This window comes from Sorangium sp. So ce1335 (genome assembly GCF_051521615.1).
Lineage (GTDB): Bacteria > Myxococcota_A > Polyangia > Polyangiales > Polyangiaceae > Sorangium.
Genome location: NZ_CP150363.1, coordinates 4,721,299 through 4,735,222, shown reverse-complemented (window position 1 = coordinate 4,735,222; position 13,924 = coordinate 4,721,299). Strand labels below are relative to the sequence as shown.

Genomic DNA, 13,924 nt, shown 5'->3' with positions numbered 1-13,924 from the left:
AGCGCGTTCGAATCGCGAGCAGGCGCTCGCACTCGACCCCTTCACTTGCGCGCGAGGAGCGGCGTGACGTGGCGCAGGAACGGGTCGTCGGCGCCGCCCGTCGAGAGGCGCCTGGCCGAGGCGCCTGGAAGCCTCGAGGCGTGGCGCTCCGCGCCGCCCGCCGCGAGGGGCGCAGCGGACCCCCGCCCCGCCTCGCACCTTCGTCCCCGCTCCCTCTCGGGCTGCTCGCCGACCTCGCACCTGCTAGGTTCTCCGAAGGGTTCGACCATGGCTACACCGGCAACGGTTCACATCGATGTGGAGCTCCCTTCCGATCTCGCCCAGCTCCGCCTTCCGGAAGGGGTCGATCGCCGACTCCAGGCGCTCCTGGACAAGCAGGATCGCGGGGAGCAACTCTCGGCGGATGAGGCCATCGAAGCCGAGGGGCTCGTCGATCTCGCCGAGCTGCTGAGCCTGCTGCGGCTCCGCGCATCGCGGCAGGAGCCTACGCCGCCGCGATGAGCCGCGACAGCGTGCCCGCTGCGCTCCAGCGCCGCGTCCGCGAGCGAGCTGCCGATCGATGCGAGTACTGCTGGCTTTCCCAGGCCGGCCAGGAGGCCACGTTCCATGTCGATCACATCCATCCGCGGCAGGAAGGTGGCCTGACCACCCTCGAGAACCTGGCGCTCGCCTGTGTATCCTGCTCGCGGCGCAAGGGAGCGCCGCCCCACGCAGAGGATCCGCCCGCGAGCCTCTTCCACCCGCGCTGGGCGCGCTGGGAAGACCACTTCGACGTCACCAGCGAGCTCCTGATCGCCGGGAAGACGCCCACAGGCCGCGCCACCGTCGAGCTGCTCCGGATGAATCGGCCTCTCGTCATCGCGATTCGACGCGAAGAAGCGTTGCGCGGTCGGTTCCCGTAGCGCGCACTTCAGAGGGTCTCCTGGTGCCGACGCGCCCCCCACTGCGATGGGAATGCGCGCTGCCGCCACGTTCGCTCCCCCCTTCCCCCCGCTACGCCGCCCGCGCCTCCCAGTCGATCCGGTACGCGTACGCGCGCTCCTGCGCGGCGGCGCCGAGCCGCAGGAACAGCGGCAGCATCCTGTCGCGGAGCCACTCCGCCACGGGCCCCGCCACCGCCTTGCGGTCGCCGGTCCGCCGCGCCGCCCGGACGATCGCCTCGACGCGCGGCCGCCGCAGGCGCTCGAAGGCCGCGAACGCCTGCTCCGGGTCGGCCTCGTCGCGCAGGCACCTCGCGAGGAGCATCCCGTCTTCCATGGCCAGCGAGGCGCCCTGACCGGCGTGCGGGGTCGTCGCGTGCGCCGCGTCCCCGATGAGGCACACCCGGCCAACGTGCCAGCGCGGCATCGTCAGGATGTCGTGGAGCGGCCACGGCCCGAGCACCTCCGGCGTCGCGCGCACCACGTCGGCGATCCACGCTGAATCGCCCTCGTGCAGCGCCAGGATGCGCTCGCGCACGCTCCCCGCCGCAGCGCCCCTCCCCGCCGCGGCGCCCCTCCCCGCCGCGGCGCCCCTCCCCGCCGCGGCGCCCCTCCCCGGCTCCCCCGGACCGGGCTCGGCGCCGTTGTGGAACCACCAGATCTCGCCGTCCGGCGCCGCGAACGCGCCGAAGAACGCGCGCCGGCCGAACACCATCGCGCTCCAGCCGGGCTCGACCGGCGCGCCGGGGCAGCGCGCGAAGCCGCCGAAATCGAGCAGCCCCGTGTACCCGGGCGCCGGCGCGTCCGGCACCGCGCACACCCGCGTGCGCGAGCGGAACCCGTCGCACCCGATCAACACGTCCCCGCGCGCCTCGCCGCCCTCGCGGAAGCGCGCCACCACCTCGCGCGGATCCGATCGATCCACGTCGGTGAGCCGCGTCCCGTACCGGATCCCGACACCCCGCCGGACGGCCTCCTCGGCGAGCGCCGCGTGCAGCGCGCCGCGCCGGATCATCACGAGCCCCGCCCCGAACCGCCGCGCCGCCTCGCGCTGGTCGATCTCGCCGATGCGCCGGCCGCGCGCGTTCTCGAACCGCATGCCAACGAACGGCGCGCCCCGCGCCGCGACCGCCTCCGCCACGCCCAGATCGGCGAGCACGTTCATCCCGTTCGGCGCGATCCCGAGGAACGCGCCCTCGTTCTCCGCGGGCGCCTCGCGCGCCTCGAAGATCGTCGCCTCCACGCCGATCCGACGCAGGAACATCCCGAGCACCGGGCCCGCGATACCCCCGCCGATCAGGATCGCGCGCCGCACACCCCGCTGTGTCATCCGAAACCTCCTCCCGAGCCTCGATGTCTCGACGGCTCGATGACTCGATGGCTCGATGCGTCGACATCTCGCGACAACCGAGCCCAGCATGGGTGCGACAGGCGCTCATTGCCAGTGACGATTCGTGATGGTAATCGTCACCGCCAGTGAACTTATCCGCGATCGACCTCAACCTGCTGCTCGTCCTCCACGCGGTGCTCGAGGAGCGCAGCGCGGCGCGGGCGGCGCGGCGGCTCCGCGTCACGCCGCCGGCGGTGAGCAACTCGCTCGCGCGGCTGCGCGCGCTGCTCGGCGACCCGCTCGTCGTGCGGAGCGGCCGCGGCCTCGTGCCGACGCCCCGCGCGCTGGAGATCGCGCCGCGCCTCCGGGCGGCCTTCGGGGAGATCGCCGGGGCGCTCGAGGCGGAGCGCTCGTTCGCTCCGAAGACCACGACGCGCGCGTTCGCGATCGCGTGCTCGGACGTCGACCAGATCTGCAGCCTGCCGGCGATCGCGCGGTCGTTCGCGGCGGAGATGCCGCGCGCGACCCTCCGCGTCGTGAGCGTCGACCACCTCGAGGCCGCGGGCGGGCTCGCGGGCGGCGAGATCGACGCGGCCATCTCGCCCGAGCACCCGCTCCCGCCGGGCCACCACGCCGCGGACCTCTTCGAGCAGGACAGCGTGTTCGTCGTTCACCGCGAACACCCGTGCGCCCGCCGCCGGCTGACACGCGAGCGCTTCAACGCGATGCGCCACGTCGACATCCACGTCGCGCTCGGGCGCGGCGGCATCGGCAACCGGGTCGCCCAGGAGCGGCTCGCGGCCCACGGCCTGCGCCGCGAGATCGGCGTCACGGTCCCGACCTTCTTCGCCGCCGCCGTCGTCGCCGCGAGCACCGATCTCGTCGCCGGCATGCCGCGCCGGCTGGCCGAGGCGCTCGCGGCCGTCGCGCCGCTCGCCATCGTCGAGCCGCCAGGGCCCGCGATGGTCTTCCGCATGCAGCTCGTATGGCACGAGCGGACGCACCTCGACGAGGGCGCCCGCTGCTTCCGGGAGATCGTGCTCGCCGCCCTGCGCCCCGCTGCTGGCCCCGCGCGCGGCCAGCAGCGGCGCAAGGGCCTCAGCCCGCCGGGGCCCGGCTCGCCGCCGGCGCGGACATCGCCGCCGGCGCGGACATCGCCGCCGGCGCGGACATCGCCGCCGCCTCGCCAGCCGCCGGCCTCGCCGAGGCGGCGCCCGCCGGCCGCCGGGTGAACAGCCCCGCGACGAACCACACGAAGGCGGCCACGCCGGCGATGAACACGCTGTCACCGACGAGCCGCATCCAGCGCAGCGCCTCGAGGACCGGCTGCTGCAGGAACTCCGCGCTCCGCGCATACCAGAGGCCGCGATCGACGCTGGCCCACGCCTGCGCGAGCCCGATGGGGAGCAGGCTCAGGGCGATCATCAGCGCGAGCCCGCCGTTCATCCCCCAGAACGCGACCCGCAGCCGCGCCTCGCTCCAGACGGCGTGCGGGAACAGGCGGCGCAGCATCACGAGCACGAGGCCGAGCGAGAGCAGCCCGTAGACGCCGAACAGGGCGGCGTGCGCGTGGACGGGCGTCGTGTTGAGGCCCTGCATGTAATAGAGCGCGATCGGCGGGTTGATGAGGAACCCGAACACCCCCGCGCCGACGAAGTTCCAGAAGGCGACGGCGACGAAGAACTGGATGGGCCAGCGGTACGCCTGCATCCACCCGCTCCGGTGCTGCATCTGCCAGGTCTCGTGCGCCTCGATGCCCACGAGGACGAGCGGCACCACCTCGAGGGCGCTGAAGCTCGCGCCCACCGCCATCACCGAGACGGGCGTGCCGCTGAAGTAGAGGTGGTGGAACGTGCCCGGGATGCCCGAGACGAGGAAGATGCACGTCGAGAGGAGCGCCGCGCGCGCCGCGCTCTCGGGGCGCAGGAGGCCGAACCGCGTGAAGAGGAACGCGATCGCCGCCGTGGCGAACACCTCCATGAACCCCTCGACCCAGAGGTGCACCACCCACCAGCGCCAGTACTCCATGACCGACAGGTGCGTCTTCGCGCCGTAGAACAGCCCCACGCCGTAGAACAGCCCGATCGCCACCGTCGCGCCCGTGAAGAGCAGCACGATGTGGCGGCCGAGGTCGCGCCGCGCGAGCGCAGGCCAGAGCGCGCGCAGCATGAGGAAGAGCCACAGCCCGAGCCCGGCGAAGAGCGCGATCTGGAAGGCGCGGCCGAGGTCGACGTACTCGTACCCCTGGTGGCCGAACCAGAACGACGTCTCGAGGGCGAAGCGCTGCTTCACCGACAGCCACTCTCCGGCGAGCGAGCCGAACACGACGAGCACGAGCGCCCCGAAGAGCACGTTGACGCCGAGGCGCTGCCCCCGCGGCTCGCGCCCGCCGACGGCCGGCGCGAGGAACAGCCCGGCCGCGAGGAAGGCCGTCGCGATCCAGAAGACGCCGAGCTGGACGTGCCAGGTGCGCGTGACCGCGTAAGGCAGGTAGTCCGAGACCGGCAGGCCGAAGACCTCGTGCCCCTCGACCGTGTAGTGCGCCGTCAGCGCGCCGAGCGCGACCTGGAGCACGAGCAGCGCGACGACGACGACACAGTATTTCCCGACCGCCCGCATCGACGGCGTGAGCACCCAGCCCCCGAGCGGGTCGCGCGCCGGCGCGGAGGCGGGCGGCTCCTCGGCGCGGCGGAACGCGTGGTACCAGACGAGCGCGCCGATGCCGGCGAGCAGCAGGACGATGCTCACGATCGACCAGATCACGTTGGGGGTCGTGGGGACGTTGCCGACGAGCGGCTCGTGAGGCCAGTTGTTCGTGTAGCTCGCGCCGGTGCCGGGGCGCTCCGCGGCGGTGGCCCACGCCGTCCAGAAGAAGAACGCCGTCAGCTTGTCGCGCCGCCCCGCGTCCGGGACCGCGCCGTTGTGCAGCGCGTAGCTCTCGCGCAGGCCCGTGAGGCCCGGCTCGTCGCCGAACAGCGCGCGGTAGTGCGCCGCCGTCTGCTCGATGGCGATCGCGCGATCGTCGGAGACCGTGAGCGCCCCGGTCGCCGGGTCGAAGCCGTTGTGGCGCATCGCCTTCTGGAGCCGCGCCCTGAGCGCGGCCTGCGCCTCGTCGGGCAGCGCCGCGAACGCCGCGCCGTGCTCTCGACGGCTCCAGAGGTCGAGCTGCGCCTCGGCCTCGCGATGGAGCCAGTCGGCCGACCAGTCCGGCGCCTGGTAAGCGCCGTGCCCCCAGACGCTGCCCACCTGCTGTCCGCCGATGCTCTGGTAGACGAGCTGCCCGTCGAGGATGTCGTCCTTCGTGAGCAGCACCCTTCCGGACGGCGTCTGCACCCGCTCCGGGATCGGCGGGGCCTTGCGGTACACCTCCCGGCCCATGAAGCCGAGGATCAAGAATCCAGCGGTGATGACGGCGGCGAGCGCCAGCCAGAGTCGCCTTAGGCTATGCATATCGACCTCGTTGTTCGCGTGAGCCCCGGGCGCGCCAGCGCCTCCGCGGCGCGGCTCCGGCGGCTTCGGTCGTGACGACGGGGCCTGAAGCACGCAGCGTGCCTCTCCCCGGCTCCCCTCCTCTTCGCGGATCCTTGTGGCCAATGTTGCGCTTTCAGCAACACGCTTCCGTTGTCGAAAACACAACGTAGTTGTACATTCGACAACATGCCGAACCTGGAGGCGCTGCTGTCGGTCGCGCTCGATCTCACGACGTCGCTGGGGGCCGAGGACCGTTACCGGCGCCTGCTCGAGGCGGTGCGGCAGGTGGTGCCGTGCGACGCGGCGTGCCTGATGCGGTACGACGACGGCGTGCTGGTGCCGCTCGCGGCGCACGGGCTCGCGCCGGAGGTGCTGGGGCGCAGGTTCTGCGCGCGGGCGCACCCGCGGCTCGACATCCTCTGTCACGCCGAGGCGCCGGTGCGCTTCCGGCCGGACACCGATCTGCCGGATCCGTTCGATGGGCTGCTCGCGTCGGACGCCACCTCGCTCGCGCACGTCCACGCGTGCCTCGGGTGCCCGCTGCGCGTCGAGGGCGCGCTGATCGGGCTGCTCACCGCGGACGCGCTCGACCCGCGCGCGTTCGAGCGGGTCGACGGGGAGACGCTCTCGTGGCTCGGCGCGCTGGCCGGCGCGGCGGTGCGCACGAGCCAGCTCATCGAGGCGCTCGAGGACAGCGCCGAGCGGCTCGGCCACGTCGCCGACGACCTGCGGCGGGCCGCGGAGCGCGAGCGGGGCGCGGGCCTGCTCGGGACGAGCCCGGCGATGCAGAAGCTGCGCGACGAGATCGCGCTCGTGGGGCCGTCGGATCTCACGGTGCTGATCACGGGCGAGACCGGCGCGGGCAAGGAGCTCGTGGCGCGCGCCGTCCACGCGGCGTCGGCGCGGCGCGGAGAGCCGCTGCTCCACGTGAACTGCGCCGCGCTGCCCGCGTCGGTGGCCGAGAGCGAGCTGTTCGGCCACGTGCGCGGCGCCTTCACCGGGGCGGAGCAGAACCGACCCGGCAAGCTCGAGGTCGCCGACGGGGGCACGCTGCTCCTCGACGAGATCGGCGAGCTGCCGCTGTCGATCCAGCCGAAGCTCCTGCGCGCGCTGCAGGAGGGCGAGGTGCAGCGGGTCGGCGCCGACAGGTCGCTGCGCGTCGACGTCAGGATCATCGCGGCGACGAACCGCGATATCGAGAAGGAGGTCGCCGAGGGGCGCTTCCGGGCCGACCTGTTCCACCGGCTCAACGTCTACCGCCTCGCCGTGCCGCCGCTGCGCGATCGGCGGAGCGACATCCCGCTGCTCGCCGGCCACTTCTGCGACGCGGCGCGCGCCCGGCTCGGCGTCGGCCCGGTGCGGCTCACGCCGGCGGCGCGCGCGCTGCTCCAGCGCGGCGCGTGGCCGGGCAACGTGCGCGAGCTGGAGAACACGGTGTTCCGGATGGTGCTGCAGGCGTCGCGGGGCGCGCCGCGCGGGGCGCCCGTCGTCGTGGAGCCGGGCCACCTCGGCGCGGGCCTTCCCACGGCGGCGGCCCCCGGGGGGCGCGGCGAGAAGGCGCCGGAGGAGGCGCCGCTGCCGGCGGCGGCGCCGCTGCACGCGCAGGTGGACGCGTTCCAGCGCGGCCTCATCCAGAGGGCCGTGGCGCAGCACGACGGCAACTGGGCCGCCGCGGCGCGCTCGCTCGGGATGCACCGCAGCAACCTGCACCACCTCGCGAAGCGGCTCGGGCTGCGGTGAGGCGGCGCGCGGCGCGCGGCGCGCCTGGGCAGACCTCAGGATCGCGGCGGCGTCATGGCGACGTCGCGGAAGGAGACCCGGGCGGGCGCCGGTCCGTCGGGCAACCGCGGCGGCCGCGGCGGCCCCGCCCGGAGCTCGTCACGACTCGAAGGGATGACACACCCCTTCGTAACAAACGCAAAAGTCGGACCAACCGCAATCCGTGCAATCGCTGTGGTCCGTGCACTCCGCGCCGATGCACTGGCCTGCGCCGTCGCACACGGACAGCCCCGCGCTGCACGGGGTGCCCGACTCGGCGGGCTCCTCCACGCAGTCGCCGGCGATGCAGAGGCTGTGCTGGCAGTCCGTCGGCAGGCCGCAATCGAGGTCGTCCACGCACCGCACCGGCCCCGACGACACGCATCTGCCGGTCTCATCGCACTCGCCACCTGGGCAAGACGACCCTGGCTGGGGCGAGTGCCTCGGCGTGGTCCCGACACACTCGTCGACGGTGCACGGATTGCCATCGTCCGGAACCTCGTCCACGGGGACCACGACCCGGGCGCCGTCTCCATCGCAGACGGTGCGCTGACAGTCGCCGTCCTCCGGCTCGATCTCGGTATCTTCCGGCAGCGGCGCCGCGCCACACCTGCCGTCGACGCACGCCGGGATCTGGCATGGCTCGGAAGGAGCAGGACAATCCGACGGCACGGAGCAGCTCCCCCCGGGAGCAGGGTTCTGGGCTCCCTCGCCGCCTGAGCTGCCGATGGAGCCGCCCGCGCCGCCCGCGCCGCCGACACCCTGATCACCGAAGCTGCGTTCCTGGACCTCGCACCCGGCCACGGACGCGGCGAGCGCGGCAACCACGAGAAGCTGAAGAGATGCGGTCACGCTGCGGCGAATACAGTGATACTGTTTATTTCTTGCGACAAAGGACGACAACATGGGTCCCACTGTAATGCAGATGGCTCCCGCAGGCGAAGGGCGTGGCCGCCTCGACCGCGACCCGGGGCGCGCGTCTCCGCAGGTCCTCCGCGGACGCGTGATGGCGAGGCCCCGGCGCTTCGCGCCGCGGAGCGCCCGGCGGCGAGGGCTGCCGCGAGCTACGCGCCCGCTGCCTCGCGGCCGTCTCGTTCCATCACCTCGGCGCACGCCGGGTAGCGCGTGGTCGCTGTCACGCACGCCGGCGTCGTCGGCCGACATCCTCGGGGCGCTGCGCGGCGTCCCGCCCGGCGCGCCGGGAGCCGCTCAGGCCGGGCGACACCCGCCGAGCGCTCGGGAGATACCCGATGAGCCCTTGACCGATCACCGTCGCTGATTGATGCCATGAGCGCGGCGGGCTCATCGGTTGTTCGATGCGGTGGACAGAGGAGGATCCGAATGGCAATCAGAGTCCATGGACAACCGAAGATCAGACCGCCGGCGGGCCCGGCACGCTGTGGTTGCTCAGGTGCTCCTTCTCGGCGCGGGCGCGCTGGTCGCGTGCTCGCCCAGGCGCGCCGAGGTCACACCGCAGCAGCCGGCGCCGACCGACAGGATCCTCACCGGCGCCGACGCGCTGGGCGACTGGACCACGGACGCGCCGGGCGTGAAGCGCAAGATCACCGTGGCCGACCTCCCCCCGCCCAACGAGGACGAGTCGGTGGTCAACAGGCCGAGCAAGGCAGATCGTCCAGCCGGTGTGTTCCCCAAAGTGCCGTCGGGATTCACCGTCACCGAGCTCGCCACGGGCCTGGACGAGCCGCGCGTCGTCCAGGTGGCGCCGAACGGCGACGTGTTCGTGGCCGAGAGCGGGGCGGACCGGGTGACCGTGCTCCGGGACGCGGACGGCGACGGCAAGGCCGAGGTCCGCAGCGCCTTTGCCGAGGATCTCAACCGCCCCTTCGGCATCGCCTTTTATCCGTCCGGCACCGACGCGCCGACGCACGTCTACGTCGCGAACACCGACAGCGTTGTGAGGTTTCCTTACAAGACGGGCGACACGCAGGCGAGCGGCCCGGCCGAGCCGCTGGTCACCAACATCCCTTCGGGCAAGGAGCTGGTGGGCGGCGGCGGCCACTGGACGCGCGATATCGTCTTCAGCAAGGACAACCAGCGGATGTTCGTGTCCGTGGGATCCCGCTCCAACGTGGATGACGACGAGTCCGAGCACCGCCGCGCCTGTATCCTTGCCTTCACCCCGGATGGCAAGAACGAGACGCTCTACGCGTCCGGCATCCGCAACCCGGTCGGCCTGGCCATCGAGCCGGCGACGGGCGCGCTCTGGACCAGCGTGAACGAGCGCGACGAGCTGGGCGACAACCTCGTCCCCGACTACGTGACGCGCGTGCAAGAGGGCGGCTTCTACGGCTGGCCCTGGTACTATCTCGGCCCGCGCCAGGACCCGCGCCACGAGGGCAAGCGCCCCGAGCTGAGGGACAAGGTCATCGTGCCCGACGTGCTGATCCAGTCGCACTCGGCGTCGCTGGACCTCGCCTTCTACACGGGCCAGCAGTTCCCTGCCGACTACCAGGGCCACATCTTCGCCGCGCAGCACGGCTCGTGGAACCGGACGCGGCGCACCGGATACAAGGTGATCCGCATCCCGGTCAAGGACGGAAAGGCGGTGGGCTATTACGAGGACTTCATGACAGGCTTCGTGAACAGCGAGGGCGACGTGTGGGGGCGCCCGGTCGGCGTCGCGGTCGCCAAGGACGGCGCGCTGCTCGTGACCGACGACCAGAGCAACACCGTGTGGCGCGTGGCCTACGGCAAGTAGCGTGCGCGGCGCGGCGCTCGCCGGCGTCGCGACGCTCGCTCGATCTGCCACTCACGTCAGGGCGCCGATCAGCGTGGATGCCCAGAGATCAACGCAAAGGCGCAAAGGCGCAAAGGCGCAAAGGCGCAAAGGCGCAAAATAAAGAGATCTTCATTTTTGTATCTTTGCCTTTTTGCGCCTTTGCGCCTTTGCGTTAAATTCTCGCTCTTCTTCGTCCTTTCAGCCCGTTCGTCGCGCTAGGCTGATGCCGAGCAGCCCCGCTTCTGATCGAGCCATGCAGCCCTGCCTCCTGATCCTCGTGCGCCACGGCCGCACCGCCGGCAACCGGGCCGGCCTCGGGACGCCGATGAGCGGGTGGACCGACACGCCCCTCGACGCGCGCGGCAGGCAGGAGGCCGAGGCGCTGGGCCGCCGCCTCGCCGCGGGCCCGGCGTTCGACGCCGTGTACGCGAGCCCGCTGAGCCGCGCGCTCGAGACGGCGCGGATCGCGGCGGGCGCGTGGGGGCCGGTGCGCCCGCACGACGGGCTGCGCGAGATCGGCTGCGGCGACGTGGACGGCGCGCCGATCGAGGAGGTCAAGGCGCGGTACGCCGCGCTCTGGGAGGCGAACCTGCGCCAGGACGACGACGACTTCCGCTGGCCCGGCGGCGAGAGCTACCGCGAGCTCCGCGCCCGCTGCCTCGCGGCGGTCTGCTCCATCGCCGCGGCACACCCGGGGCAACGCGTGCTCGTCGTCACGCACGCGGGCGTCATCGGCCAGATCCTCGGGGCGCTGCACAGGGTGCCGCCCGCGCGCTGGGAGCCGTTCCGGCCCGGCAACACGAGCCTGACGACGCTCTCATGGCAAGGCGAGCGCGGCGAGCTGCTGCGCTTCGACGACCGCGAGCACCTCGACGACCGCGAGCACCTCGACGACCGCGAGCGCAGCGATGACCGCGAGCGCAGCGATGACCGCGCGCGCGTCAGCGCCAGCACGCGTCGGCCCGGCGGATGACCCGCAGCCAGTCCGCCGCGTTCCGGGCCGCCGCCGCGCGCGCGTCGGGCGACACACCGGGCTCGACCGCAGGGCCCGCGCCCGCGCCGGCGATCCCGAGGTGGTACCCGAGCGCGCCCGCGAGCGCGTTCGACGCGGCCGCGAACCAGTAGGCGTCGCGCAGCGGCCTCGTCAGCGCGGGGGAGAGGCCGCGCGCGGCCAGGTAGCCGGCGAGCAGCGTGTCGTGGCGGCGCCTCGCCTCCGGCTCCCAGTAACCGAGGGCCTGCAGCCACGAGCTCACGTCCTCCAGCGGCGAGCCGATCCGCGCGCGCGCCCAGTCGAGGAGCACCGGCTCCGCCACGCCGTCGCGCCGGCGGATCATCACGTTGCCCGGGTGCACGTCCCCGTGGATCAAGGCGCTGCCAAGCGGCGCGAACGCAAGGAGCTGCCGGCGCATCGCGGGCAGCTCCTCGACGACCCGCCGCAGCGCCGGCAGCGTCCGGGACAGCGCGGGCAGCTCGCCGCGCGGCAGGCGCTCGGCCAGCGCCAGGGTGCCCTGCGCCGCGGCGAGGTGCTCCGCCTCGTGGTCCCACGCCGGCAAGGCGGCGCGCGGCGGCGCCTCGCCGTGGAACCTCGCCAGCAGGTCGAGCACGCGGGCCGTGTGCGCGCTGTCGGCCCAGGGCCAGGGGTGCGCCGGCACGATCCGCTCGAGGTAGAGCAGCCAGCGACGGCGCCCGAGCCGCTGCGCGCCGAGCAGCTCGGGCGAGAAGCGCCGCGCGACCGACCTCGAGAGCCGCCGGTAGACGGCCGCCTCGCGCGCGGGCGCGCCCTGGACGAGCTTGGCAACGAGCGCGACGTCGCGCCGCCCCTCGCCGTCGCGCCGCCCCTCGCCGTCGCGCAGCCCCTCGCCGCCGCGCAGCTGCGCGGTCACCAGCGCGACCTCCGAGCAGAGCCCGCCCTGAAGGCGGCGTATCTCGATGGTCCCGTCGCCGAGCGCATCGCCGTGCTGCGCGAAGAGAAAAGCCTGCACCGCGGCGCGATCGAGAGCACCTCGCGTCATCCGTCACCTCCAGGACCCGAGGATGCATCGCGGTCAGCTCACGTTCCACACGGCGCCTCGGTCCGCGCGTCGCGCAGCAGACGCAGCGACGCACCTGCTCCGGCGAGCCCGTTCACGCTGGATCCGGCCGCTCGGATGGGTATTCTCCCGCGCGGGTGTCGCGGCCGTGGAGCGCCGCGGCAGGTGATCACGGGATGGTCGGGCCGCCTTCCCCGAACGCGCGACGCCGCTCGCAGCTTGGTGGTGCTTTGGATCGATCCCCTTCTCCCCCTTCTCGGCTCGCCCCAGGAACCTGGGCCCCCGCGCGCCGCCTCGCCCAGCGCGTCCTCGGGCCGCTGGAGCGCTTCCTCCACGTCGAGGCGGCCAGCGGGATCGTCCTGCTGATCGCGGCCGTCATCGCGCTCGCGTGGGCGAACTCGCCGTGGGGCGACGCGTACGACCACCTCTGGCACGTCCCGATCACGATCGGCGTCGGCTCGCTCGTGTTCACGCAATCGCTGCATTTCTGGATCAACGAAGGGCTGATGACGATCTTCTTCTTCGTCGTCGGCCTGGAGATCCGGCGGGAGATGTACGAGGGGGAGCTCTCGGATCTGAAGCGCGCGGCGCTGCCGATCGCGGCGGCCGTGGGCGGCATGATCGCGCCCGCGCTGCTCTACCTGTCGCTCAACGCGGCGCCCGTCTCGCGGCACGGGTGGGGCGTCCCGATGGCGACCGACATCGCGTTCGCGGTGGGCGTGCTCGCGCTGCTCGGCAAGCGCGTGCCCCCTGCCCTGCGCGTGCTGCTGCTCGCGCTCGCGATCATCGACGACATCGGCGCCATCATCGTCATCGCGCTGTTCTACTCGTCGGGCGTCGCGTGGAGCGGCCTGCTCGTCGCCGCCGGCGGGGGGCTGGCCGTGCTGGTGCTCCAGCGCTTCGGCGTCCGCCAACCCCTGGCCTACGTGGCCCCCGGCGCGGTGCTCTGGCTGGGCATGCTCCGCGCCGGCGTCCACCCGACCATCGCCGGCGTCGCGGTCGGGCTGCTGACGCCGGTGCGCTCCTGGTTCGGCAGCCACGGGTTCCTCGCGACGGCCCGCGACGTGGTGGACGAGGTCGGAACCATCGCCCAGCGCGAGGACCACAGGATCGACGATCTGCTGACCCCGCTCGGGCGCATCAGGACGGCCCAGCGCGAGGCGCTGCCGCCCGTCGTCCGGCTCCAGGCGGCGCTCCACCCGTGGGTCGCCTACGGCATCATGCCGCTCTTCGCGTTCGCCAACGCCGGCGTCCGCGTGGACGGCTCGTCGCTCGACCACGCCGCCGCGGGGACGATCCTGCTCGGGGTGACCGCCGGCCTCGTCGTCGGCAAGCCGCTCGGCGTCTTCCTCGCGAGCTTCGCGATGGTCCGGCTCGGCGTCTGCGCCCTGCCGCGCGGCGTCGGCTGGAAGGGGGTCGCCGTCGTGGGCTGCGTCGCGGGCATCGGCTTCACGATGGCGATCTTCATCGCGGGCCTCGCCTTCGACGACGCGGCGATGCTCGCCGCCGCCAAGCTCGGCATCCTGCTCGCCTCGGCCGTGGCGGCCATCGTTGGCCTCGTCGTCGGCCGCCTCGTGCTGTCAGGGATCCCGATCCCCGGCGCGGCGCAGACGCTCGAGGAGGCCGAGATGTCGACGGAGCAGTAACCGCCGCTCCGCGGCGCCCGGCGCGGCCA

Annotated in this window: 10 protein-coding genes and 1 pseudogene; 7 read left to right on the top strand and 4 right to left on the bottom strand. The window is 73.3% G+C overall.

Annotated features, from left to right (window positions below):
- Positions 1–267: 267 nt before the first annotated feature.
- On the top strand, positions 268–501 hold the full coding sequence (locus WMF24_RS17345) for a hypothetical protein (RefSeq protein WP_437737526.1): 234 nt from the start codon (positions 268–270) through the stop codon (positions 499–501).
- Positions 498–902 carry an HNH endonuclease gene (locus WMF24_RS17340; protein WP_437737525.1) on the top strand — a complete coding sequence of 135 codons (405 nt, stop codon included), beginning with the start codon at positions 498–500 and terminating at the stop codon, positions 900–902. Before WMF24_RS17345 ends, WMF24_RS17340 begins: the two co-directional genes overlap by 4 nt.
- 91 nt (positions 903–993) lie before the next feature.
- Here WMF24_RS17340 and WMF24_RS17335 read toward each other — a convergent pair whose 3' ends face one another.
- The gene (locus WMF24_RS17335) at positions 994–2,250 is read right to left on the bottom strand and encodes an FAD-dependent oxidoreductase (RefSeq protein WP_437737524.1); all 1,257 of its coding nucleotides are present in this window, start codon (positions 2,248–2,250) and stop codon (positions 994–996) included.
- Positions 2,251–2,396: 146 nt separating this feature from the next.
- On the opposite strand from WMF24_RS17335, the pseudogene WMF24_RS17330 reads away from it, so the two are divergent.
- Positions 2,397–3,290 (top strand): annotated as a pseudogene (locus WMF24_RS17330) (LysR family transcriptional regulator); the annotation flags it as partial.
- Positions 3,291–3,348: 58 nt separating this feature from the next.
- Here the strand turns inward: WMF24_RS17330 and WMF24_RS17325 are convergent.
- A complete protein-coding gene (locus tag WMF24_RS17325; protein ID WP_437737523.1) occupies positions 3,349–5,700 on the bottom strand; it encodes a nitric-oxide reductase large subunit in 2,352 nt (783 codons plus the stop codon).
- A gap of 207 nt (positions 5,701–5,907) precedes the next feature.
- Here WMF24_RS17325 and norR point away from each other — a divergent pair, with 207 nt between their 5' ends.
- Positions 5,908–7,461, top strand: a complete 1,554-nt coding sequence (gene norR, locus WMF24_RS17320) for a nitric oxide reductase transcriptional regulator NorR (protein ID WP_437737522.1) — start codon at positions 5,908–5,910, stop codon at positions 7,459–7,461.
- Positions 7,462–7,599: 138 nt separating this feature from the next.
- Here norR and WMF24_RS17315 read toward each other — a convergent pair whose 3' ends face one another.
- Entirely contained in the window at positions 7,600–8,331 is a 732-nt protein-coding gene (locus WMF24_RS17315; RefSeq protein WP_437737521.1) for a hypothetical protein, read from the bottom strand.
- Between the two features lie 559 nt (positions 8,332–8,890).
- Between WMF24_RS17315 and WMF24_RS17310 the strand changes: the two genes are divergently transcribed.
- Entirely contained in the window at positions 8,891–10,198 is a 1,308-nt protein-coding gene (locus tag WMF24_RS17310; protein WP_437737520.1) for a PQQ-dependent sugar dehydrogenase, read from the top strand.
- A gap of 274 nt (positions 10,199–10,472) precedes the next feature.
- On the top strand, positions 10,473–11,192 hold the full coding sequence (locus WMF24_RS17305) for a histidine phosphatase family protein (protein WP_437737519.1): 720 nt from the start codon (positions 10,473–10,475) through the stop codon (positions 11,190–11,192).
- Here WMF24_RS17305 and WMF24_RS17300 read toward each other — a convergent pair.
- Positions 11,161–12,231 carry a phosphotransferase family protein gene (locus WMF24_RS17300; RefSeq protein ID WP_437737518.1) on the bottom strand — a complete coding sequence of 357 codons (1,071 nt, stop codon included), beginning with the start codon at positions 12,229–12,231 and terminating at the stop codon, positions 11,161–11,163. The two genes, WMF24_RS17305 and WMF24_RS17300, sit on opposite strands and share 32 nt — an antisense overlap.
- A 248-nt stretch (positions 12,232–12,479) precedes the next feature.
- Here WMF24_RS17300 and nhaA point away from each other — a divergent pair, with 248 nt between their 5' ends.
- A complete protein-coding gene (gene nhaA, locus WMF24_RS17295; protein WP_437737517.1) occupies positions 12,480–13,895 on the top strand; it encodes a Na+/H+ antiporter NhaA in 1,416 nt (471 codons plus the stop codon).
- Positions 13,896–13,924 lie beyond the last annotated feature (29 nt).